Below are 22,532 nucleotides of genomic sequence, written 5' to 3' on the forward strand. Positions count from 1 at the left end.
TCGCCTCGAAAGTCGCCTTCTTCGCATGAACGCTCACCAAACAAATCAATCAATGAACCGCATGGACGGTTCTGTTTGCGCTACGATGGCGCCATCAATCGCGATGTCGCAACCGCCCAATAGCCTCCCAGGAGAATGGGACCGACTCGAAGTGTCCGAGCGAGCGGGCGCTGTCCGCTTCTCCGTCCACGTTCGCCCCCGTTCATCCCGGTCCGCCATCATCGGCGTACGCGATGGATCGCTCGACGTCGCCCTCACCTCACCCCCAGCCGAAGGCGCCGCCAACGACGAGCTCCGCAAACTGCTCGCTCGCGCGTTCGAAGTCACCCGCCGCGATGTCAACATCATCGTGGGCCTCGCAAGTCGCAGCAAGCTCATCGAAATCAATGGCATCACCCCTGCCCTCGTCCGTGAGCTGCTCAGCAAGGCAAAACGATGACCAGCGCCCTCGGCACCGCATTCGAAAAGTGGGAAGGCCTCGGCAACGACTTCATCATCGTCGAGCTGCCCCAACCTTTCGACCCCGAACGCACGCGCCTCCTCTGTGACAGGCACCGCGGCATCGGCGCCGACGGCATCCTCTTCGTCGATCGCTCGGGCCCTCACCCGCGCATGATCGTCACCAATGCCGATGGCTCGCGCCCCGAAATGTGCGGCAATGGCCTCCGCTGCGTCGCCGCATTCCTCGCAACTCGCATGAGCACCGGCAACGTGACGCTCACCATCGCCACCGACGCCGGCAACAAGCATTGCATCGTCGAACAGGCCGATGGGCAATTCAACGTCGCCGTCGACATGGGCGCCGCCCGCATCACCGCGCCGCTCGAGGTCACCGCGTCGGGCAAAATTCACACGTTCACGACCGTCGACGTCGGCAACCCGCACGCCATCACGTTCGACTCCGGCTACACCGATTCCGACATCGATCGCATTGCCCCCACGGCTGCAACCGCCATCCCTGGAGGCACCAACGTGGAGTTTTGTCGCATGATCGAAGGGCAAAGCCGACCTCGCATCGACGTCGTCGTCTGGGAACGCGGCGTCGGCCGGACGCTCGCTTGCGGCACGGGCGCGTGCGCCGTCGCCGCCGCCGCATGCGAAGCGAATCGCATCCGCTTCGGCGAGCCCGTCGACGTGGCCCTGCCCGGCGGTACGCTCGAAATCACCGTCGACACCCAGCGCAACATCCGCATGAAAGGCCCCGCTCGACGCGTTTTCCGTGGCGAGGTGATGGCCGTATGATCCGCACGCAAACGCAGCGCCCCCCTGCGTCTCGACGGCCCATCGCCGAAAAGCCCGGCACCACGCTCCGCGTGCTCTGCGTGGCCAACGATGCGACCGTTCGAGACCTCTTCACCAGGGTGCTGCGCGGCGAGCGCGTCATCACCGCCCACGACTTCGCCGAAGCCGTCGCGCGTACCAGCATCGAAACGCCCGAGCTTGCCTTCATCGACCTCGATGTCGGCGAAGGCGCGGGCCTCAGCCTCATTCATCACTTCAAGTCCCTCCATCCCGAGCTCACCGTCTTCGCCCTCGCATCCAAGTCGAACCTCGAAGCCGCCGCCAATGCCATCGCCGTCGGCTGCTCCGGTTTGCTCATGCTGCCGCTGTCCGGCGACGACATCCTCAGCGCGGCCGGTCCCGTCAAGCAACGCATCGTCGAACGCTTCGAGCGGGACCAGCTCAAGCTTGCCGCTGCCCGCGAAGCTCGCATGGCCGGCTGGCTCGCCCGCGTCACCGCGCTCTCCGGTGCGACCGACAAACACGCAGGAGCCAAGCTCTTCGTCGAGCTCCTCATGGAAGTCAGCGGCGCCCGAAACGTCGCCGTCTACCTTGCCGGCGACGCGCCCGGTGACCTCATCCTGGGCGCTGCCAGCCCAACCTCGCCGATCCCCCGCCCGCGGCAACGAAACGCAGCTCTTCAGAGCATTCGTTGCCAAAAGTCGCGTCGTTTGCCTCCCGATCACCTCGCGCAACCTCGCCGCCGGCAGCGCCATGCTCCTCGACGCGCTCCCCCAACCCGACAACCTCCTCGCGCAGCTCGCGTCCGCCGCTGCCGCGCCCCTCGCACTGCTCGCCGAACGCGAACGATCGGCTGGTGGCGGTGCCGCGCTGAAAGACCCCACCTCCAGCGCCTATTCGTTTGCTTATTACGTCGACGTTGCCGGCCGCGAAATCGCGCGCGCTCGAAGGTACGGCCGCCGGTTTGCCATCGTCACCGCCGTCGTCGAAGCGCCCGATGCGGCGTCCATGCCGAGCCAAACCCAGGTTGCCGACAGGCTCCTTTCGACCGCGGACGATACCGACATGCTCGCCCGCGTCGATGAAAACGAATTCCACATGTTGCTGCCCGAAACCAGCGGCCTCGGCGCACATGCATGCAGGCGACGCATTCTGCGCATTGGCCTCGTCGATCGCCCCGCCGTCACGAATGCCACCTTGCTCGTCGGCGGAGCCGCGTTCCCCACGACGGCCAAGACCTCGGCAAGCTTCTGCGCGTCGCGCGGCAGCGTGCCGAAGCCAGTAAGGCATCCGTCGTGCACAAGCTCGAGCCCGACACGAGCACCATGCCCGAGCTGCTCGAGATGCTCACGTGGGAAACCGCCAATGCAGCGCCCGCAAAACAAATTGCCGCCGTACGGCCGCTCGAATTGGTCGTGCCCGAAGCGCAAGCGCTCGTGCACGCAGTCGTTCACGACGCTCTGCGCGGCGGACCCGTGACCATCGTCGTGACGAACCATCCGACGTCGTGCCTCGGAGCTGCCGTGCGGTCGGCCATTGCGCACGATGAATCGCTCGTCACCCTGCACGCGCTCGATCTGCACGCCGTGCGCGGTTGTGCGCGCATCGAGGCGCTTGCCGTCATTGCAGAACATGGCGCCTACGCGCTCGTCGCACGCAATGACGACGGCCTGCTCCATGGTGCGCACGCTGCCGATCCACTTCTCGCTGACGTCGTTGCCGACCGGATGGGCCGAGCGGCAGGCGTTCGGGTATTTGGGTAGAGTGCCGTGTCATTTGGGTTGAGGTTGAATCGGGGGGTATGGGGGGCAGAGCAGTCGGCTCGTCTTTTGGGCGCAGCCCAAAGACTCAAAAGCCGCCTGCGAGCCCCCATCGTGACCAACCTCGCGCAGCGCGTGTCCCACACGCGCGAAGCGAGCGTCCAGATCTTGACGCGCATTCAAGGAACGACACTCTAGAGGTCCTTCATGTCCCGACGCGTGCTTCTCGTGGATTCCGACGTCGATGCACTCGGCACCCTCGCCTCCGTCCTCCGATCCGTGGGGCTCGTCGTCAGCATTGCGAGCGACGCCGACAGCGCCGTCGAATTGGCCTACCAGTTTCACCCCGACATCGTGCTCGCCGGGCGCGAAATCCACCGCGGCGGCGACGTCGGCTACGTCTTTCGCACCAAAGGACAACTCGCGGAAATTCCCGTGCTGTACCTTTTGGACGAACTTCACGACGACGACGCCTTGCCCGACGAAGTTCGTCGCGTGGATACCGATCAAATCATCACGCGCATCACCGGCATCTCGCCCAGGTTTTCCCGTTTGCCCCCGCCGCAGCAAGACATCCGCGGCGACCTCGAACAAGCGCCGCTCGTCGACATGCTCCAGCTCCTCGCGATGAACCGCCGCACCGGAACGCTCACCATCACGACCGGCGATGGTCACGGTGAAGTGCGCCTCGCGGACGGCCAAGTCGTCGATGCGACCTACCGAAGGCTCGTGGGCGAACGCGCGCTGTACCGGCTCCTCAGCGCGCGTCGCGGTCGCTTTGCGTTTGCCCAGGGAGATGCGCCCGTCGTTCGACGCATTCAGGCATCGACCAACATGCTGCTCATGGAGGCCATGCGGCAGGTCGACGAGCAAAACGAGCGTCGCGCGCGTCTTGCGCCCCATGGTGAAGTGTTCGTCTTGACCGAACAAGCCACCAAGCTCGCCATGTTCGACGCGCCCGAATCGAGGCGTCCGCCCACGACCGCGTCCATTCGAAATCGCCTGCTCGATTTCCTCCACATGCCCCGAAGCCTCGACGAAGTGCTCGACGAGGTCGACGGCCCGGACCTGGAGATCCTCGATGCGCTGATGGAGCTGCGCCGCCTGGGCCTCGTGCAAACGATCGCGCTTTCCACCGTCACCACGCCGCTTGCGCCGCCCGAGCAGCTTCCTGTGTTGCGATCGCTCGCCGGTCGTCTCGAGCGTCCCGGATTTGCACCGCCGCCGCGCATTGTGATTGCCATGACGCCCCAGCGCTTGCCGATGCTCGCGTATTCGATGCGTCGCATCACGGATGTCGTCGCGCCTTCTGAATCACCTGCGCGCGCGCCGCTTCCGCGCGTGATTGGCACGTTGAAGCTTGGAGAAGGCGTGGACGTGGCGATCATCGGGTTGCCCATGGACGAGACCTACGCGCCCACGTGGGCCCTCGCGCTGCCCGGTTCGGCGGCGGTCGTCAAGGTGGGCGACGTGCAGCGCGCAGCGCTCGAAGCGCATTGTGAAGCGGTCGAAGTGCAAGTGCTCGATGCCGAACGCTTGGTAGGGCCGTTCGATCCGACGGTGCCGGCAGAGGTGGCAGGGTTGCTCCGTGCGGCGCTCGAGGCAGCGGCGGGCGCCGCCTGATTGACGCGACAATCTAATTTCGCATTGCGGCAATTTTCCCCCTCTCCACTTGTGGAGAGGGCTAGGGGGTGAGGCGCGTCGTTCAACAAAATCTTTCCGAATTCGCGGCTTCTGCTAAGGTCGCGTTCGTTTAGCGCCCCCAAGGTACTGGGCGGGAGGAAAAACCGTGCTCATTGGCGTTCCGAAAGAAATCAAGACCCGAGAATATCGCGTCGGCATGACCCCAGCAGGCGCGCGCGCCTTCGTTGCTCGTGGCCATCGCGTACTCGTGCAAGCATCCGCCGGCGAAGGCAGTGGCATCTCCGACGAAGCCTACGTGCGCGCCGGCGCGACGATTGTGCCCACCGCGGCCGATGCGTGGGCTGCCGAGATGGTCGTCAAGGTGAAGGAACCCTTGGCCGCCGAGTTCCAATATTTCCGAAAAAACCTGATTGTATACACCTATCTTCACTTGGCCGCCGAGCCCGAGCTCACGCGTAAGCTTGCCGAAACGGGCGTTGCTGGCGTGGCGTATGAAACCATCGAGCTGGAAGATGGCTCGCTGCCGTTGCTTCGCCCGATGAGTGAAGTGGCGGGGCGCATGTCGGTGCAAGTGGGTGCCGCGTGCTTGCAGAAGGAGCATGGTGGCAAGGGGATTTTGCTGGGCGGCGTACCGGGCACGCGGCGAGGTCGCGTGGTGATCCTCGGCGGCGGTGTCGTCGGGAAAAACGCCGCGACGATTGCCGTCGGCATGGGCGCTCAGGTCACGGTGCTCGACGTCCGAGGTCAAACGATGGAGTATCTCGAGGACGTCTTTGGTGGGGCGATCGAGACGCTGTATTCGAATGCGGACAACATCGAGGCGTGTGTGCAGCGCGCGGACTTGGTGATTGGCGCGGTGCTCGTGACGGGCGCGAAGGCTCCGAAGCTCGTGACGGAGAAGCTCCTTTCCACGATGGAAAAGGGCAGCGTGGTCGTGGACGTGGCGGTCGATCAAGGTGGGTGCATTGAAACGTGTCGCCCGACGACGCACGACAACCCGACGTACGAGGTGCATGGGGTCGTGCATTATTGCGTGGCGAACATGCCGGGAGCGGTCAGTCACACGAGCACGTGGGCGCTGACGAACACGACGTTGCAATATGGGTTGGCGATTGCGGACAAGGGTGTCGTGGCGGCGGCGAAAGCGGATCGCGCGGTACTTTTGGGGGTCAACACGTTTGGCGGCGCGGTGACGTATGGTCCCGTCGCGCAAGCGCACAACCTCGATTACGTGCCTGTCGAGCGAGCGCTCGGCTGAGGAGATTCGGTCATCGTGGAATCGAAGCGAAAGAAGATCGCCATCATTGGCGGTGATGGGATTGGCCCGAGCGTGACGCAGGAGGCCACTTTACTGCTCGAAACGTATCGGGACAAAGGCGGCTTGCCGCTCGATCTTTGGCCGCTCGATCTCGGTGCCGATCGATACCTTCGGGATGGGACGACGTTTCCGAAGGAAATTCAGGCAGCCATTCAAAAAGAATGTGCAGCCGTTTTGCTTGGGGCGTTGGGTGATCCGCGCGTGCCGGGGCTCGAGCACGCGCGGGACATTTTGTTCGGCATGAGGTTCGGGTTCGACCTTTATGCAAACATTCGCCCCGTCAAGGCGCTCTCCGATAGGCTCGTGCCGCTCAAGAATCGCACGACGAAGCATGTCGACATGGTCGTTTTTCGGGAAAACACCGAAGGCGTTTATGTTGGTATGGGCGGGCAATTCAAGCGCGGCACGCCCGACGAAGTGGCCATCAACGAGGACCTCAATACGCGCAAGGGTGTCGAGCGGATCATTCGTGCGGCCTTCGAGTATGCCAAGAAAAACGGGAAGACCAAAGTGTGCATGGCGGATAAGTCCAATGCGATGCGGCACGCGCACGAGCTTTGGTATCGCGTATTCGACGAAGTGAAGCGCGAATATACGGGTATCGAAGGGCGGCACCTGTACGTCGATGCCTTGTGTTTGCTGATGATTCAGGATCCGTCGCAATTCGAGGTGCTCGTGATGAACAACCTTTTTGGAGACATCGTGACGGACCTTGGGGCGGCGTTTCAAGGCGGGCTCGGCATGGCGGCGAGTGCCAATGTGCACGCGTCGGATCCGTCGCGGGTCGCGCTGTTCGAGCCGGTGCACGGGTCGGCTCCGCCGCTCGCGGGCAAGGACATTGCGAACCCATTCGCGGCATTGCTGACGGTAGGGATGTTGCTTGCGTATTTGGGCTTTCCGGACGAGGAAAAGCGCATCGAGCGCATCGTTTCGCAGGCCATTGACGAAGAGGCGTGCACGGTGGATGTGGGTGGCAAGCTCGGCACGAAAGCGGCGAGCGCGTGGGTGCGCGAGCGGGTGGCGAGGGAGCTTTAGGCTTACGCGTCGAAGAAATGTTCTTTCAACCAAGCATCAGGTAGAAATCGCCCCGCCTGTCGCACGATGGCCCGAAGGGTTCCCGTATCGAGCTCACGATGTCGCGGGATGGTGAGCGTTTGCGTCTCGCTGCCCGCAATGCGTCGTAGCTTGACGTGGCTGCCTTTCTGGCCGTGAACGACGAATCCTGCAAGCAAGAAAATCCGGATGACCTCGTCACCGGAGAGCCTCTTCAAGCCGCCCACGGTTGAAGCTCCATGCTCACCATGATGACCGGATCGGGTGCCAGGCCGAGTGCGGCGAGGTCTTCGCCCTCCAAGTGCAGTTCGACCGCTTCTCGGAGATTTTGAATCGTTTCGTCAATCGTTGTGCCTTGCGTCACGACGGCGAGCTGCTCGCATTCTGCAACATAATGCGTTTCGCCCTTGGTAATCGTTGCATGGATGGTCCGTCGCCCTCGAGTTGCGTGAATACCCGGACGAATTACCGATTCCTTGCTAGGGACTTTCCAACCGAGAGGCGCGGAAAAACGGGCCACTTGGTTCAAAGATTTGCCATGCTTGGCCAATAACGCTTCAACGCGCGCACGTACGAAGGCCGCTTCGGGGCTTGCATTATCCAGCAAGCGATACCATTGCCGCAACCGGGGCTCCGTTTGCTTGCCGTCCAGTGCGCCCTCGTGGACGTATCGCTCCGCTGTCATGCCCACGTACCCTATGAATTTACTGGGTCCGACCGCGTCGATCTCGTCGTCATAGTACCACGATCGATTCATCGTGAGCCGCGCGGCGAGTTCGCCCTCGTGCTCCAGATCCATATTGAATCGCCGAATACTTTCACGCACCTCTTCAATTCGGTCCACCAAATCCGGTCCCATCGTATCCTCCAGTCCGTGCCAAGCGTCCCCCCGAACGCAGGCATCTTAACACGATGAATCATGATGTCAAGAGGATGAATCATGATGTTGTCTTGAGGCAGGCAGCAGCGGCCCCACATCCATCTGCACCGTGTCCATCGTCAGGCTGGTGGTGCTCACTGTTCTGACAGCACCCCACCTCCCCTTCCCCCCGCCCGCGTCGTCGTCTCGTTCGGTCATCGTCGCCCGCGCGGCGCCCGCGAACGCGTTCCGCACACTGCGGAACGTGACCAAGACTGCTTTCCACGCATCTCGCAATCTGCACCTCGCCTCCGCGACCGCCGTCATCCCGGCTCATCCCGCGCGCAACCGGTCCTCGGCCGCCGCGAGCGTCTTCCCGAAGGAGCACCACGCCTTCGCGAGCGCCGCGCTGGTTCCTCGCTAAAACGGACTTCCCGCACACACGCCGCCCAGCGGCAGCGAGCTCGGTACCTCGAAGCTGACCATCACGCCATTGACGCTGGCCGTGTACATGCCGGCTGCGACGCCGCTCGCTTCGCAATTTGCAAACCCGCCGCCGCTGCAGTCGGGCGTGCACCCTTGCCCGCCACCCGCGCTGCCGAGGCAAAACGTCCCCGTGAGTGCGAAACCCAAGGCCGAAGGCATGACTGTGCAGCTCGCTTCGTGGACCACCGTGCACGACGACGAGAAGCAACCTTTGGGCGTCACCTGGAACTTCACCACGCCGCCGGCCGTAAGGACTTCTTGATTGTTTTGGACTTCGCCGCGCACGCAAACCTGACCAACCTCGACGTTCATGCAGCTCCCGCCGCCCGAGCCGCCCGTTCCTCCCGAGCCGGCCATACCACCCGAGCCGCCCATTCCGCCTGTTCCACCCTGACCACCACCACCTCCAAGGAGGCAACCGTCTTTGCAGGTATAGAACCCGTCGGGGAGCTGGAACTCTTGTCCGTCGATGCAGCCGCAAGCATTGCTTTGCGCTGGCTCGCCGCATTTCGGTGGCAACGCGCAGGCGCCACCATCGCCGCACCCACCAAGGCTCAGGGCGGCGCCCCAAAACATCGTCACGAGTACACCCAAGCAAGTCGCAAGCTGTTTCATGGGGCCAGCATAGACGATATTGCGATGCGCTTGCAACCGGGATCGCAACACCGAACCGCGTTGCGGGCGCTAGCTTGCCGCAGGCGTGGATGCCAAATCCGCGTCGAACACGTCCGTGTACACCGAATCCACGTCGAGCTCGCACCCAATGGCGGACAGCGGCGCCTTTTCTCCCGGGCCATACGCTCGATAATTCCACGAACCATTGTCTTGGCGCGTAAATACTTCGAGCATTGGTTTGTCCTGCGATGCCAATACGTAATGCATGACCGATGGGATGCTGCGATATTGAGCAAACTTGTCGCCGCGATCGTACCCCTCGGTCGCCGGTGACAACACTTCGATGATCACGCGCGGATTGAGCAGGATGTCGTGCGTCGCGTCCTTGTACTCGGCGCCCCCGCAAACGACGGACGCGTCTGGGTAAACGTACCGCTTGGTCAATGGGATGTAGACGCGCATGTCGGATGAGTAGGCACGGCAGTTGCGGCCACGAAGTGCCACACGCAACTCGGCTCCGACACTCAACGTGATGGCGTTGTGGTTACCCGTTCCCCCCGACATCGCGAAGATCTCGCCGTCGGCGTACTCGTGCCGCTCTTCCGACGCCCGTTCGAACGCGAGGTACTCCTCTTCGGTCATCTTCGCGCGTCGTGCCGGTTCTCCCATGGCGCCAAGTATATCCTACGAGCCAGCACGCATGTCCAGAAGAAAGTCGCCCGTTTACCGCGATGTTGCGCCTCGACCCGTGCTGCCCGGACGAACCCCCCTGGCACGCCAGCGACCAACTTCTTACATGAATGCACCACACCTGGCGCCGATGCGCGGAGGTTCTTCATGTTCGAAGGGTTCGCCAACGTCTGGACGCCCGTCACGCTCGGCGCGCGCTTGCGCAAAGGCAAGCTCTTGCCATTCGAGATCGCCGGCACCAAAATCGTCCTCTTCCGCGACCCGGACGGATCCCCCAAAGCCCTCGTCGATCAATGCCCACATCGCGGCGTAGCATTGTCCCTTGGGAAAATCGCGTCCGATGGCTGCATCGAATGCCCCTTCCACGGCTGGCGCTTCGACGGCAAAGGCAATACGTGCGCCGTTCCCTGGAATCCCGAAGCGAAACTCGACAAATTGCACGCTCAGCCCGTACCGGCGCTGGAACGTGCGGGACTCGTCTGGGTCTACACCGACGTCGGCGTTTCAGCATCGCACGAACCCGAAATATCAGACATGCTCCTGCGCGAAAACACGCGCGTCACGACCGTGGAAATCGATTGGAAAACGCATTGGACACGAGCCATGGAAAACATGCTCGATTGGCCGCACCTGCCGTTCGTTCATGCCAAAACCATCGGCAAAGGTATGCTCGCTTCATCGAACGCTCGAATGGACGTGCATTGGGAAGAACGACCGTGGGGAGCGCATTCGTCCATTTCAATCGATGGGAAACCTCATGCAGGGTCGCTCGACTTTCGCTGGCCCAACATGATGAACCTCTTCATTCCCATCCCCGAAAACAAACTCGTCCTGGCAGCCGCGTGCGTGCCCGTCAACAAAACCACGACGCGCATGGTGCTCGTCAATTATCGACGCTTCATGCTGAGTCCCCTGTTCGATCCGTTTTTCGATATCATGAACAAACGCATCGCGACCGAAGATCAGGCCATCGTGGAATCGTCGAACCCGCCGGAAATTCCGCCGGCGCGCGATGAACAATCCGTGCGCACGGATGCCCTGACGCTCGCATTCCGCAAACGCTACTTCAATGAATTGCGAGATTCTGCGGTGACCCCTGCCCCGCGTCGAGGCGCTTTGCCGGTTCTTCGCCCCATTGCAGCGGAATGAGCATTCTAGAATGCGCCAAAACAGCCGACGCCTGCTCCTTGACCGCCCGCGCTGACGCCACATCGAACCATGAGCGGCGCAGCCTTTCCCTCGTTCGGGCAATCCACAGCGGCCGTCGCGGACCGAGTGACCGCGAATGCCACCACACCCGCCGTGAGCGCAATACCACCCACCAAATACCCCGCAACCTGAAGCCCCGTCGTCACCTTCAAGCCGGATTCGATCGCCGGACATTCCGGGGTTGCGCCAGACTTGCCGCATAGGTTCGCATCGAATGTGTCGAGCCTTCCCGAATGCACGACCGACGCCGCGATGGCGCCACCTACGACGACGACACCTCCAACGCCCACCACGATCGGCCATACCGGCGGTGCAGGCGGCGTCACAGCACCCGCAATGCCGCCAACCGCTCCAATGGCAGGTGCGCCGACAGCGCCGACCGCTCCCACGGCAGGAGCCCCCACGGCGCCAACCGCACCAACCGCAGGAGCATCCACGCCGCCCACGGAAGGCGCATCGACGCGGCCGGTAGGTCGTCCCAATCCGCCCGCAAGTCCCCCCACGGCGCCCCCGACCGCGCCGGTAGGTCGTCCCAGTCCGCCCGCAAGTCCCCCCACCGGCGCCCCCGACCGCGCCAGTCGGCCGCCCAAGCGCGCCTCCCAGGCCGCCCACGGCTCCCCCGACGGTACCGCCCACAGCGCCGACCGCTCCGACAGCGGGTCCCGCGAGGTTTGCGCTCGCACGCGCAATCGCCCCCGTTGCAACCTTGGCGCGCACCGCAAAGTCGGGCTTCCCGGGCGCTCGCACGATCACCGTTGCATCCCCCGGCGCAAGGTAGATAGGCGTCGCCATGGGCAACCTCGCCACGACCTGCCCGCGCACGATGACCTCGGCGCCCGGCGTGTCGGTGTCGATCACGAGGCCCCCGAGCTGCTTTTCGAGCTCGCCGAGCTTGGCGTCGATGTTTGCCCGCACAGGCTCGTAGGCGGCTCGCGCTTCGGCACGGAACCGAACCAGCGCGACCCAAGCTTCATCGAGGCGCCCGGCAGCTTGAAGCGCAAGACCCAGGTCACCGAGCATCGTGACGTCGCCCGAAAGCGCAAAGGCGCGCTCGAGGTCCGGGAGCGCTTCGCGAAAGCGGCCCGCGTCCAGGTGCGCCTCTGCGCGTGCACGCAGCTCGGCAGCCTCTTTCAATGCGGCATCCGCGCTCGCATTGGCCACGGCGTCCGCCGTCGCACCTGCTTGCGCCGTTGCGTTCGCGGCTGCATGCGCGCCTGCCGCTACATCGGCGGAAACGGCCGGCACGCACTTCGACTGCGCCGACCCACCGCAGCCGAACGCTCCAACTGCAAGGCCGAGCGTGAAAACACAGGATGTTACGTATCGAGAGGTTTGCCGCATTCTTTACGGCTATCACGGTCGACAATCGTGATGCGAGCAGAAAATGGGGCGCGCTGGGTCGCAAAAGTGCTACGTGTGGCAGGTTTTTGCGACGAGCGCAACGATAACGCAATGCATGGCCATTGACGCATGTGCACGAGCATCGAGCGGTGGTCGCGCCAAAGTCGGGGGTATGCGACCGGAAATACCGCAGTATTCTTCTCTGCGCTGCGTCCAACGGCTCTGTTCAGTCGTGGCCCCTGGAGTGGACGACCCGGAAGTGATAAGGTGGCCGTCGGAGGCAAGACATGAAGTTCAACGTGACGCTCGATCGCGACGAGGACGGGATGTGGGTCGTCGAATGCCCCGCGATTCCGGGCTGCGTAAGCCAAGGCAAGACGAAAGACGAGGCATTGGAAAACATCAAGGAAGCGATCCGCGTGTGCCTCGATGTTCGCTCCGAGCAAGGTCTACCGCTGACGATCGAAACGCGGCAGGTCGAAGTAGCGGCGTAATGCCCACGCTTCCCGTTCTGAGCGGCCAGGAGGTCGTGCGTGTCTTTGGAACCTTTGGTTGGAGCGTTGCGCGCCAAAGAGGTAGCCACATCGTCATGATCAAGGAGGGCGCGATGGCCACTTTGTCGATTCCCGATCACAAGGAGGTTGCGCGCGGAACACTCCGAAGCTTGATCCGCGCAGCGAACCTGACGATCGACGAATTCGTCGCGGCCATTTAGCAGCTCATTCGCGTGCTCGAGCGTCATTCGATGCCAGCGTCGGCCGGCCATCCCCTACCAATATCCATCACGTCAGGCAAATGCTCCGCCGCCCCTCCACCGCAGCAGCCTCGTAATGCTCCGCTGCCAGCGCGACCTCGCGGACCAGCACCGCCCGCAGCTCCCTCGGGTACACGATTGCATCGTACCAGCCCTTCGACGCCGCGTAATCTGCGCCGAGTGTCCCGTTGTGGTGGCTCACCACCGCGTCCCGCTCCGCCTCGATGGCAGCTCGTTTCGCCGCGTTGTCCCCCGCCATGGCCAGCGCTTCCCCATACACCACTTCGCTCAATTGCTCGGGCGCCATCGTCCCGGTTTCCGCCGTCGGCAGCGCAAGCACCCGCGTCGGCGCAAACCCCGGCCCGCACATCGCATATTGACCGGCGCCGTAGGCTTTCCGAAGAATCACCGTGATCCGAGGGACGCGCGCGCGTGCCATCGCCTGGATCATGCGCGACCCCGCGTGGATGATCCCGCCTCGCTCGGCCTTCGAGCCCACCATGAAGCCCGGAACGTCCTGCAGGAACAACAGCGGCACGTTGAACGCATCGCAAAGCGAAATGAACCACGCCGCTTTGTCGGCCGCGGGCGCATCGATGACGGCTCCAAGGTGTTTGGGCTGGCTCGCGACCACGCCCACCGGCCGGCCATCCATGCGGCACAAGCCCACGACGATCGCCTGCCCGTAGCCCGGACGCAGCTCGAAAAAGCTCTCGCGGTCGACGACTTCCGCGACGAGCGCCCGCATGTCGTAGCCTTTGCGGCTTTCGCTCGGGATCAGCGTTTCGAGGAGCGGCGTTTCACGTCGCGGATCGTCCGACTGCGCGGCGCGCGGCGGCTTTTGCGTGTGATTCGACGGCAAATACGACAGAAAGCGCCGTATCTCCCGCAGCGCCGACGCTTCGTCTTGGCATTCGAGGTCCCCGACGCCCGATTGCCTGCAATGCAGCTTGGCGCCTCCAAGCTCTTCGACGCTCACCTCTTCGCCAATGGCGGCTTGCACGAGCTTCGGGCCCGCGAGGAACATCGCGCTCTGCCCTGCGACCATTGGCACGAAGTCCGACAACCCCGGCAAATACGCCCCGCCCGCGACGCTCGCGCCGAAGACCCCTGCCACTTGCGGGAACAGCCCCGAATGGTTTGCGACGTAATGGAAAACGAGCCCCCCGTGGCGCGATCCCGAATGCACGTCTTCTTGTTCGGGCAGGTAGGCGCTCGCCGAGTCCACCAAAAAGACGATGGGAATCCGATGCCGAAACGAAAACTCTTGCGCGCGTAGCGTCTTGAACACGCTTTCGCCGTACCAAGCGCCCGCTTTCGATTCGCTCATGTTCGACACGACCACCACGGGCCGCCCGTCGATGAGCCCGTGCCCCGTAATCGTGTTCCCTCGGTAAACGCCGCGGTGCGAGCCGATGAATTTGTCGAGCTCGCTGAACGACCCTGGGTCGACGAGCAATTCGATGCGTTCCCAGCCCGTGAGTTTGCCCCGCGCGTGCAGCTTGGCGACGGCTGCGGGTCCGCCTCCCGCTTCGATGCGCGCTTCCAATTCGCGTATGCGGCTCGCCTTGTCCGATGCGTCCTCGACGCTGCGCAGCGGCGGCTCGGAGGACGCGATACCGGGGCGTGCGGGCATCGACGGATCGAACTTTCCGGAGGGGCTTTCGCTCATGGTTTGCGTCGCCTTTTACTACGGAGCGAGCGTGTTGGGAAACGGTTGTCGAAGGTGGGCGCACGCTAGGAATTACGCGTGATCGGCAGGTGCCGAAGCCGTGCGCGGGTGCTCGACACGGTAAGCAATGCTCCTTGGATGAGAGCAGACTCTGCCTGAGCTAGCGCGGCGCACACCCGGTCGCGCGTCGCAGAATCGAATTCGTTGTCCATGCGCAAGAGCACGACGCTCGGTCCCGTCTCGCCACTCGCATAAAGAATCTGCGCAAAGTCGAGATCCTGCGTTAAAACCACATAGCCATGTTCTCGCGCCCAACGCATGAATTCGGTATCCGGTGCGTTGCCAGGTCCAACGGTGCTCCAATGCCGAACCTCCCACCCATGGGCTTGAAGCAACGGCACCCATCCTGGACTGAGGTTCATATCAATGACCACTTTCATGCGGCGGACAGTCCCAATTCCTCGTCATCGACACGCATGGCGGCGTAGGCCAAGCACGCATCGATATCCGCTGCTTCGAGATAGGGATAGGCTTCCAAGATTTCGGCAGGCGTTCGATGATTGGCGAGCTGTCGCAGGACGTTGGCCACGGTGACGCGAAGGCCACGAATGCAGGGCTTGCCAGACATGACGGCTGGATCGACGGTGATGCGTTTCAAGTCCATCGTCGTACTCTGTACCAGGTACTCGCCGACTTGCAAAGAGCGCGCGCCTCTGATGCTCGTCTCAGCGATCGGTCCCGGCCAGAAAACCTCGACCCGGCGGAGCCGCCAACTTCTTTTGATAAAGCTCGACCTTGCAGCGCTGTCCACGCCGAGGTGTTATCGTCGCCCGAAAGCCCTAGCGCCTATGCCCACTTCAACGCCTGCGCGGCTTCCTCCGCATTTCCTGCCGTGCCTCGAGCCGCCCCCATAACAAAAACGCGATCGCCAAGGCTCCAATCACGCCGCCCGAAATCAACAAATTCTTCCACAGCTCGCTCTTCGCCGCCACCTCGAACGATTGCACCGCTGCATTCGGCCCGAGCTTCTCCAGCATGCCCTTCGTCACTTCGATGGGCACCCCGAAATTCAAGCTCTGCGCTTGCCCTCCCACGAGCGCCCCGACGGCGACCGCCACCACTTCGCCATCTCGTTTCATGATCGGCGAGCCGCTCGACCCCGGCGATATCGCAGCCGAAATCTGAATGCCCCAGGACCGCGCTTTCTCGTTCGGTTTGTCGTCCCCGGGCGCGGGCACCCCTTGCGTGCGGATGGCCGACACGATTCCAACGGTCAGCGTGCTCGAAAGGCCCAACGGACTGCCGATGACCACCACTTCGTCACCCGGCTTCAATTTGCTCGAATCCCCGAGCGTCAATGCGGGCACCTTTTCGACTTCCACCTTCAGAATGGCAATGTCGTTTTCTTTGTCGTCGGCCAGCGTCCCTTGGACTCTGCGCTTCGTTCCATCCGACAGCGTTGCGGTGATGCCCGCGGCGCCTTCGATGACGTGATGGTTCGTCACGAGCCGTCCGTCGTGCGAAACGAAAAAGCCCGTGCCCGTGCCAATCTTGTTTCCGGCTGCGTCTTCGGCGGTGAGTAGCACGACGGCGGGACTCGTGCGTTCGGCGAGCGCGCTGAGCTCACCTTCGGCGCGCGCGGGGAAAGGCGTGGCGACGAGCAGCGCGAGGCAGAGACCGATGGAGGCATTGGTGGCGTGGCCCATGACGGCGATAGGGCCGGAAAAACGACGGGTTGTCAAGAGCGCGAAGGTGCCAACCCCTTTTGGGCAGCAGCGCGCCCTTGACATCCCGAGCCTCGATCCGCAGTAACGCTCCCCATGTCCACGCAGCTCCAATCGCAGGTTGATACCTTGGTACGGCTTGGTTATCCCAACCTCCTCGACCTGACGCCAAGCGCGTTTCGAGAATCCCTCCGCCCCCTCGAACCGTACGCCCCGGACTGCGCTCCATTCGATCCGAGCAGCGGCAGCGTCCCGTTCGTTCTGGTGATTCGCGCGCCCGTCGCATCCACCCTGCCCTTCGTCAACCGTCGAGGCAAACCCGCCATTGATCGTTTGCATCCCAAAAAGCCCGCCGACTTCATCCCGATTGAATCGATCTCCCTGCCCGAGGGCCACGCATACTTGCTTCGGGACGTCGATCGCGGCGCCGAGACCCGCAACGTCACGCCCGACGACGCATACGTATCGATCGTCGCGCAACATCGCTCGCCGCTCACCATCGAGGAGGGAATCGCATTGGTCACGCAGTTCCCCGAGTTTCTCCAATCCAATCATTGCTTTTCGCTGCTCGCGTCTCGTTGCGGTGACAAGCGTGTGCCCGCCTTGTGGTTGAGCGACGGCCATCCCAAGCTTGGTTGGTGCTGGGCCGGCAATCCGCACACCTGGTTGGGCTCGGCATCGTGCGCCGAACGTGTCGGAATCGAGCATCGTCACGCAAAAGCCTGAAGCCGCGCGATCACCTGGGAAAGGTGCCTCGGGCGCCTCCAAATCCCCAACCGATACCCCTTCGGCAGGTTTTTTTCCTGCTCGACGCGAGACGACACGCCCGCCCAATCCGTGTCCCTCCCCCTCCACGACAAGGCCTATGAACGATCCTGCTCCGTGTGGGTTCGTGCAGGCGCAGTTCAGTCTCGGATGGAAGCTCTGATTTCGTCGTTGAGCTGTTTCAGGCGCGCAAGTTCATCGTGGAGTTGCTGCCATCCCGTATCGGCGTGCGTCATTCCCTCGAGCTGCCGTTCGATGTCCACAATGAGCGGTTCCAAGACTGCGAGGCCTGCGGCTGGTTCCTCGTTGAGCAAGCAGCAATCCGCGTAAAACCAAGTCATTGTGCACTGACGTTCCAGGTTCGTAAAGCCAAGACCCACCAATTCGTTCCAAACGTCCTGGCAAGCCCGGAAGGATTGCTCGGTCGAATGGGCCTGTCGGAGAATTGCTTCTGTAATTCGTCGTCTCGTTTCGAGCACGAAAAACTCGTGATTACCCGCGTGGCGAACGTATTCCACTTCGATTTGACGATATGCGTTTACCATTTCAGGAAAGGTGCTCTCTCGCGTCTCGAGCCACGCCTGATCGATCGCTTTGGCAAGGGCACGCCCGATATCCTCTATTTTGGATTCCCTGTTGTCCACGGTTTCCTCGTCATGTCATCGCGGTCAATTAGTATCGACACGAGACGTCGACACCACGGATCTCTACCGTCGTCGGCCACGCTCCCCTGTTCTTTTTACAATATTCGCCACACATGAGGCATCGACTCGAACCATACACGCTCCCCTCCCTATCCGCGAGGTCGCTCGCCAGGCATGCGGTGACATGGTCGTCACATTCCCGTTCCCATTTCCGGCGCCGCCGCAACGCCTCCATTGCATCCTTCGCAGCCCTATCCACCACTTCGACCGTTACCGCAAATAGAAACGTGTAGGCGCCCGCTTCGAGCATCAATTCGCTGACGACGATCGTCACGCCCGCAACGACTACCGCGGGTGAACCCATGAGCGACCGCTCTGCTGCGCTTGCCTGCTCGCGTCTGTTTTTCAGTATGTGCACGCCCTCGCGCAGGGGCTGCTCGGCAATGGGCATGGCGCGCAGAGCATTCCGCATACACGCGCCAAGGTCGTAGGCCGTGTTGGGGATATCGTCAATCGTCACGTCCTCCTTGTCGCCGTCCTCATCCACCAGCACCTTCGAATCGAATTTATGATATCCGGGCTCCAATTGAGTTCCATATTCGGCTACGCAATCGGCGGCTCGTGCGACCGTGACATCTGGAAGCTCAGGGCGGCCGAACCATGGTGTCGCCTGCTTGGCGTGTACCGGTCCAAGACGACTCGTGCAACCAAGTTGCGTAAGCCCAATCGTGGTAGCCCCCAGGAGACCCATCGCTACCATCGTACGTCTATGTTTTTTCATCGTCATTGCCCCAATCTTTCATCGTTTGATCGTCATCGCGTTAGGGCCTAGTCAAGTCAAGTTTTCGGGCAATTTCGGACCCATTCGAGGCTGTCCGCCCCATCTTCACCAAATCCCTTTCCCAATCCGTGTCCCTCACCCTCCACGCGCCCGAAATCACGGGTGTCGCGACGACATGTCGCCCCAAGTCCAGACGTACCCCCTCGTGCAAGCGTCTCCAGTGCCCCCAAGTCCGGGCCGAGTGCCATGTGTCACGACGACGCGTGCCCCTCAATCCGCGACGGAGTGCCATGCGTCGCGACGACATGCCGCCCTAAGTCTGAACTTAGGCCGAGGTGTCACACATGCGCGTGCCCCTCAGTCCGGGCCTAGGGCGAGGTGTCACGACGACATGCGAGGTTCAACGCGCGCTGAGGGGCACTGTCGTCGATTTCGAGACGCAAATTTGGAGATTGTGGGCGTACCATGTTACCGTCGTTGCACGATCGAAGGAGGTCGAAGTGAGAAAGTATCGCATCAAGGCGGCATCGGATATCCGCGTTACGTATGGGGTCGAACTTTGCGAAGGGCTGCGGCATTTCCCGGAGACGGATGGGTATGCGGCGTCGTTCGAGGTGCTCAACAACGAGCTCGATGCGGCGCACAATGCGCGGCGGGGCTTGCGCAAGCCGATGTTGCAAAAGCGAGCGGCTTTCCGGTTTGCGCATTACAACACGGATCAGACGATTCGGATGATTCACGGGGCGGTGGGGATCGCGGATGGTGGACGCAAGAATGGTCCCATTGCGAAGTTTTTGTTCCCCGAGGGTCTCGGGCCGGTGGTGGCGCCGTACGGGATGCGGCAAATCCCGCCGACGGTGAAGCTCGTCGACGACATGAAGCGATGCAAGGTGCCCGGGAGCGAGGCATTCATTGCGGAGTGGCTACCGAAGCTCGAAGCGTCGCTCGACAAGCTGCAAACGGCGGCGAATGCGTACGACAGCGTGCGCAAGGCGTATCTTGCGGCATTCGCGGACGAGCTTGCATTGCGGGGCGAGCATTACCAAGCGGTCGACAAATTGATGGGCCTCGTGCGCGCGGCATTTCCGAACGACCGAGCGCGCCAGGATTTGGTGTTCCCGGCGGTGGACGAGGATAGCGACGACGAAGGCGAAGGCGAGGGGGAGGGGTAAAGGAATGGGCGGGGCCGTACCGAAAGGTTCGGACTACTCGCGAATGCCTGCCTCGAGCTCGTCGCGTAGCCAGCGGAGATTCAGCAAGTTTGTTTCGAGAGAACGACGCGTTTCCCGAGCGACTGTCGTATCTTCGAGGCGTTGTTCGAGCTCCGCAATGAGTGGTTTGATGACGGCGAGCGCCGCATCGACCTCGCCATTGGTCTGGCAGCACCAAGCATAAAGGCGGCTCATCGATTGCCGCCGCTCTTCATTCGAAAACCCCCTCTGTATCAGCTCTTCCCAGATCGCCCGACAAATCTCGTGGGGCTGTTCGGTTTCGTAGGCGGAATTGAGGATCGACTCGGTGATGCGCCGCTTCGTTTCCTCGTCGTCACCCGCACGTGCGACGAATTCCGCCTCGATTTGGCGATATTGGCGAACGGCTTCCTCGAAGGTCAGCTCGCCTTTGCGTTCGCGAAAGTGGACCGCGTTGATGCGTTTGGTCAACGCAATTTCATGAAGCGTCAGCTTTCGATCCATGGGCATGAGACGCTCCCGAATGCCGGCCTTCAATTCTTCGTGCTTGGCCCTGTGCATCGAGAGGAATTGTTCACAAACGGCGCGATGGTTGGGTGTAATCGCCGATTGCGCCAGCAGCATCTCGAGCTCCGCGATGAGCGGCTCGAGGACCGCGACGCCTGCGTCGAATTCATGATTGAATTGACAACACTGAGCATACGTGCTGCTCATGACGTGCCGCATATTCATGGACATGAACCCCCGCTGCACCAATTCCTCCCAAAGCTCCCTACAGATGGCATGGGGTTGTTCTTCTTTCTCCGCGTCCATGAGCAGATGATTGGTGATCGTCTGCTTTACTTCCAATGCCTTGGCTTCGTCATTACCTGCGAGCGCGACGTATTCCGCTTCGATTTGGCGATATTGACGAACCGCTTCTTCGAAGCTGATTTCTTGTTTTCGCGCGAATATGGCGACGACGCGTCGGATGAACACTTCATTCGGGTGGAGCTGTTCGGTGTTTGCCATTGTTTCGCTCATTTGGAGACTGTTTCTGCTAATTGCACGGCACCGATCCCTCGCCATCCATTTCTATATGCGAGGGCCACAATTTCGAGTTGCGACACACTTCCAAGCACGTCCCACATCTGGTCATGTTCCAATGATTGCCATGGCCCCATCCCAGAGGGCTCATGACGCACTTTTCATAGCTGTCCGTGCATTTGTCTTTCCAAGTTCGGCGTCGCTTCAGCGCCTCCATCGCATCCTTCGCAGCCCTATCGACCACTTCCACCGCCACAGCAAATACAATCGTATACGCGCCTGCTTCGAGCACCAATTCGCTGACGACAATCACCACTCCCCCGACAACGACCACGGGCGAGCCCATGAGCGAACGCTCTGCTGCGCTTGGCTGCTCGCGTCTGTTTTTCAGTATGTGCACGCCCTCGCGCAGGGGCTGCTCGGCAATGGGCATGGCGCGCAGAGCATTCCGCATACACGCGCCAAGGTCGTAGGCCGTGTTGGGAATATCGTCAATCGTCACGTCCTCTTTGTCGCCGTCTTCATCCACCAGCACCTTCGAATCGAATTTATGATACCCGGGCTCCAATTGAGATCCATATTCGGCTACGCAATCGGCAGCTCGTGCGACCGTGACATCCGGAAGCTCAGGGCGGCCGAGCCATGGTGTCGTCTGCTTGGCGTGTACCGGCCCAAGACGACGCGTGCAACCGAGCTGCGTAAGCGCAATCGTCGCCGCCCCCAAAAAAGCTATCGCTGCAATCGTGCGCATAGGTTTGCTCATCGTCACACCCTGCTCGTCATCGTTCATGCGCATGATCAAGTCAAGTTTTCAGGAAATTCGTGTCTAGTTCGGCGCTCACGGGCCTCCGACCCCTCGTCGAGCGTCGTGAATACATGAGATGGACCGCCTCCCGAAAAAGGATCATCATCCATTCGTGAAAGTGCTGGAATGCGTGGTTCGAGCCCTTGCCGTTCGGAGCGGTCGGGCTCATGCAGTACGTCGTAGCGAGACGTGCCCGTGATGGGTCACGTCCGAGAAAACCACACTTGTCCGAGGCGGAGGGGAACATGAGAAAGCTATTGATGACGGCGATCGGCGCAATGCTTGGCGTGGTGGGATTTTCGTCCGAGGCTCTTGCGCAAAATCCGGCGGCGCGTATCGTCGACTTCGGGCATTCGGGAACGGGCTGCCCCGTAGGCACCGTCGACGTGTCGATTTCTCCGAGCGGAGATCAAGTCTTCGCGGGGTTCGATGCCTACATCGCGCAGACGAACAGCTCGATCATTGCACGAAAAAATTGCCAGCTTCGTATTGGCATTCGATTCGATCCGGCGTTTTCGTTCAGCGTAGCGACCGTGGATTATCGCGGGTTTGCGGGTTTGGCGTCCGGCGCATTCGGCGAAAACGTATCGACGTACTTCTTCGCCGGCCAACCGCCGATCGGCGATGCGCAAGCACGTACGAGGCTCCTGGGGCCGTTCTTCGACAATTACGATCGACGCGACGACGTGGGATTGCTCGTGTGGTCCCCGTGCGGACCCGCCTACCACGACCTGGTCATCAACAACGAAGTCCGCGTCCTCGGGCGCAATTCGCTCATGACCGTCGATTCAATCACTGGGCAGGTGCAAATGATTTACGCCTTGAATTGGCGACGTTGCAGGTGACGCTCGGCGAACACGCCGAGGCCATTCGGGCGGGATTGTCCATCACTCCTTTGGACAATTCAGCAAACCAACGCCCTGTGTGACACCATGTCCGAAAACCGCCAGACAC

At 61.9% G+C, this 22,532-nt stretch carries 25 protein-coding genes and 1 pseudogene; 13 read left to right on the forward strand and 13 right to left on the reverse strand.

The window, feature by feature from the left end:
- The first annotated feature begins 103 nt into the window (after positions 1-103).
- The 6 genes and pseudogenes from IPM54_15470 (at position 104) to IPM54_15495 (ending at position 6,999) form a co-directional block, all read left to right on the forward strand.
- Complete coding sequence (locus IPM54_15470; GenBank protein MBK9261191.1) at positions 104-439, forward strand: DUF167 domain-containing protein; 336 nt, start codon at positions 104-106, stop codon at positions 437-439.
- The gene (gene dapF / locus IPM54_15475; GenBank protein MBK9261192.1) at positions 436-1,242 is read left to right on the forward strand and encodes a diaminopimelate epimerase; all 807 of its coding nucleotides are present in this window, start codon (positions 436-438) and stop codon (positions 1,240-1,242) included. Before IPM54_15470 ends, dapF begins: the two co-directional genes overlap by 4 nt.
- Positions 1,239-3,005, forward strand: a pseudogene (locus IPM54_15480) (response regulator). Before dapF ends, IPM54_15480 begins: the two are co-directional and overlap by 4 nt.
- Before the next feature lie 204 nt (positions 3,006-3,209).
- A complete protein-coding gene (locus IPM54_15485; protein ID MBK9261193.1) occupies positions 3,210-4,625 on the forward strand; it encodes a DUF4388 domain-containing protein in 1,416 nt (471 codons plus the stop codon).
- 166 nt (positions 4,626-4,791) lie between these two features.
- Positions 4,792-5,904: an alanine dehydrogenase gene (ald, locus tag IPM54_15490; protein ID MBK9261194.1), complete on the forward strand. Its 1,113-nt coding sequence runs from the start codon at positions 4,792-4,794 to the stop codon at positions 5,902-5,904.
- Positions 5,905-5,916: 12 nt separating this feature from the next.
- Positions 5,917-6,999 carry an isocitrate/isopropylmalate dehydrogenase family protein gene (locus IPM54_15495; GenBank protein MBK9261195.1) on the forward strand — a complete coding sequence of 361 codons (1,083 nt, stop codon included), beginning with the start codon at positions 5,917-5,919 and terminating at the stop codon, positions 6,997-6,999.
- 2 nt (positions 7,000-7,001) lie between these two features.
- Here the strand turns inward: IPM54_15495 and IPM54_15500 are convergent, their stop codons facing one another.
- Together IPM54_15500 and IPM54_15505 are read right to left on the reverse strand one after the other, a co-directional pair.
- Complete coding sequence (locus IPM54_15500) at positions 7,002-7,244, reverse strand: type II toxin-antitoxin system HicA family toxin (protein ID MBK9261196.1); 243 nt, start codon at positions 7,242-7,244, stop codon at positions 7,002-7,004.
- Entirely contained in the window at positions 7,232-7,471 is a 240-nt protein-coding gene (locus IPM54_15505; GenBank protein ID MBK9261197.1) for a type II toxin-antitoxin system HicB family antitoxin, read from the reverse strand. The genes IPM54_15500 and IPM54_15505 overlap by 13 nt, the downstream gene beginning before the upstream one ends.
- Positions 7,472-8,006: 535 nt before the next feature.
- Between IPM54_15505 and IPM54_15510 the strand changes: the two genes are divergently transcribed.
- Complete coding sequence (locus tag IPM54_15510; protein MBK9261198.1) at positions 8,007-8,300, forward strand: hypothetical protein; 294 nt, start codon at positions 8,007-8,009, stop codon at positions 8,298-8,300.
- Here the strand turns inward: IPM54_15510 and IPM54_15515 are convergent.
- Both IPM54_15515 and IPM54_15520 read right to left on the reverse strand, forming a co-directional pair.
- Positions 8,297-8,977, reverse strand: a complete 681-nt coding sequence (locus IPM54_15515) for a hypothetical protein (protein MBK9261199.1) — start codon at positions 8,975-8,977, stop codon at positions 8,297-8,299. The genes IPM54_15510 and IPM54_15515 overlap by 4 nt on opposite strands.
- Before the next feature lie 69 nt (positions 8,978-9,046).
- On the reverse strand, positions 9,047-9,646 hold the full coding sequence (locus IPM54_15520) for a Uma2 family endonuclease (protein ID MBK9261200.1): 600 nt from the start codon (positions 9,644-9,646) through the stop codon (positions 9,047-9,049).
- A 168-nt stretch (positions 9,647-9,814) separates the two neighbouring features.
- Here IPM54_15520 and IPM54_15525 point away from each other — a divergent pair, with 168 nt between their 5' ends.
- Positions 9,815-10,816: an aromatic ring-hydroxylating dioxygenase subunit alpha gene (locus tag IPM54_15525; protein MBK9261201.1), complete on the forward strand. Its 1,002-nt coding sequence runs from the start codon at positions 9,815-9,817 to the stop codon at positions 10,814-10,816.
- A gap of 5 nt (positions 10,817-10,821) precedes the next feature.
- Here IPM54_15525 and IPM54_15530 read toward each other — a convergent pair whose 3' ends face one another.
- On the reverse strand, positions 10,822-11,466 hold the full coding sequence (locus IPM54_15530; GenBank protein MBK9261202.1) for a hypothetical protein: 645 nt from the start codon (positions 11,464-11,466) through the stop codon (positions 10,822-10,824).
- A gap of 1,038 nt (positions 11,467-12,504) precedes the next feature.
- On the opposite strand from IPM54_15530, the gene IPM54_15535 reads away from it, so the two are divergent.
- The gene (locus IPM54_15535; GenBank protein ID MBK9261203.1) at positions 12,505-12,711 is read left to right on the forward strand and encodes a type II toxin-antitoxin system HicB family antitoxin; all 207 of its coding nucleotides are present in this window, start codon (positions 12,505-12,507) and stop codon (positions 12,709-12,711) included.
- Positions 12,711-12,932 (forward strand): type II toxin-antitoxin system HicA family toxin, encoded by a 222-nt coding sequence (locus tag IPM54_15540; GenBank protein MBK9261204.1) that lies wholly within the window; start codon positions 12,711-12,713, stop codon positions 12,930-12,932. The genes IPM54_15535 and IPM54_15540 overlap by 1 nt, the downstream gene beginning before the upstream one ends.
- Before the next feature lie 67 nt (positions 12,933-12,999).
- Here IPM54_15540 and IPM54_15545 read toward each other — a convergent pair whose 3' ends face one another.
- The 4 genes from IPM54_15545 to IPM54_15560 all read right to left on the reverse strand — a co-directional run bounded on the left by IPM54_15545 (position 13,000) and on the right by IPM54_15560 (position 16,349).
- A complete protein-coding gene (locus IPM54_15545) occupies positions 13,000-14,643 on the reverse strand; it encodes an acyl-CoA carboxylase subunit beta (protein ID MBK9261205.1) in 1,644 nt (547 codons plus the stop codon).
- A 65-nt stretch (positions 14,644-14,708) separates the two neighbouring features.
- The gene (locus IPM54_15550) at positions 14,709-15,083 is read right to left on the reverse strand and encodes a DUF5615 family PIN-like protein (GenBank protein MBK9261206.1); all 375 of its coding nucleotides are present in this window, start codon (positions 15,081-15,083) and stop codon (positions 14,709-14,711) included.
- A complete protein-coding gene (locus IPM54_15555) occupies positions 15,080-15,307 on the reverse strand; it encodes a DUF433 domain-containing protein (GenBank protein MBK9261207.1) in 228 nt (75 codons plus the stop codon). The genes IPM54_15550 and IPM54_15555 overlap by 4 nt, the downstream gene beginning before the upstream one ends.
- A gap of 193 nt (positions 15,308-15,500) precedes the next feature.
- Positions 15,501-16,349 (reverse strand): trypsin-like peptidase domain-containing protein, encoded by an 849-nt coding sequence (locus tag IPM54_15560; GenBank protein MBK9261208.1) that lies wholly within the window; start codon positions 16,347-16,349, stop codon positions 15,501-15,503.
- Between the two features lie 114 nt (positions 16,350-16,463).
- Here IPM54_15560 and IPM54_15565 point away from each other — a divergent pair, with 114 nt between their 5' ends.
- Positions 16,464-17,093: a hypothetical protein gene (locus IPM54_15565; GenBank protein MBK9261209.1), complete on the forward strand. Its 630-nt coding sequence runs from the start codon at positions 16,464-16,466 to the stop codon at positions 17,091-17,093.
- A gap of 179 nt (positions 17,094-17,272) precedes the next feature.
- Here IPM54_15565 and IPM54_15570 read toward each other — a convergent pair whose 3' ends face one another.
- Both IPM54_15570 and IPM54_15575 read right to left on the reverse strand, forming a co-directional pair.
- The gene (locus IPM54_15570) at positions 17,273-17,776 is read right to left on the reverse strand and encodes a hypothetical protein (protein MBK9261210.1); all 504 of its coding nucleotides are present in this window, start codon (positions 17,774-17,776) and stop codon (positions 17,273-17,275) included.
- Positions 17,777-17,804: 28 nt separating this feature from the next.
- Complete coding sequence (locus IPM54_15575) at positions 17,805-18,527, reverse strand: hypothetical protein (GenBank protein ID MBK9261211.1); 723 nt, start codon at positions 18,525-18,527, stop codon at positions 17,805-17,807.
- 530 nt (positions 18,528-19,057) lie between these two features.
- Here IPM54_15575 and IPM54_15580 point away from each other — a divergent pair.
- Entirely contained in the window at positions 19,058-19,729 is a 672-nt protein-coding gene (locus IPM54_15580) for a hypothetical protein (GenBank protein MBK9261212.1), read from the forward strand.
- A 33-nt stretch (positions 19,730-19,762) separates the two neighbouring features.
- Here the strand turns inward: IPM54_15580 and IPM54_15585 are convergent, their stop codons facing one another.
- On the reverse strand, positions 19,763-20,758 hold the full coding sequence (locus IPM54_15585) for a hypothetical protein (GenBank protein ID MBK9261213.1): 996 nt from the start codon (positions 20,756-20,758) through the stop codon (positions 19,763-19,765).
- 28 nt (positions 20,759-20,786) lie between these two features.
- Positions 20,787-21,536, reverse strand: a complete 750-nt coding sequence (locus IPM54_15590) for a hypothetical protein (protein MBK9261214.1) — start codon at positions 21,534-21,536, stop codon at positions 20,787-20,789.
- A gap of 287 nt (positions 21,537-21,823) precedes the next feature.
- Here IPM54_15590 and IPM54_15595 point away from each other — a divergent pair, with 287 nt between their 5' ends.
- Positions 21,824-22,423, forward strand: a complete 600-nt coding sequence (locus IPM54_15595; protein MBK9261215.1) for a DUF4360 domain-containing protein — start codon at positions 21,824-21,826, stop codon at positions 22,421-22,423.
- Positions 22,424-22,532: the final 109 nt, after the last annotated feature.

Source organism: Polyangiaceae bacterium (assembly GCA_016715885.1).
In the GTDB taxonomy this organism is placed as follows: Bacteria; Myxococcota_A; Polyangia; order Polyangiales; family Polyangiaceae; genus Polyangium.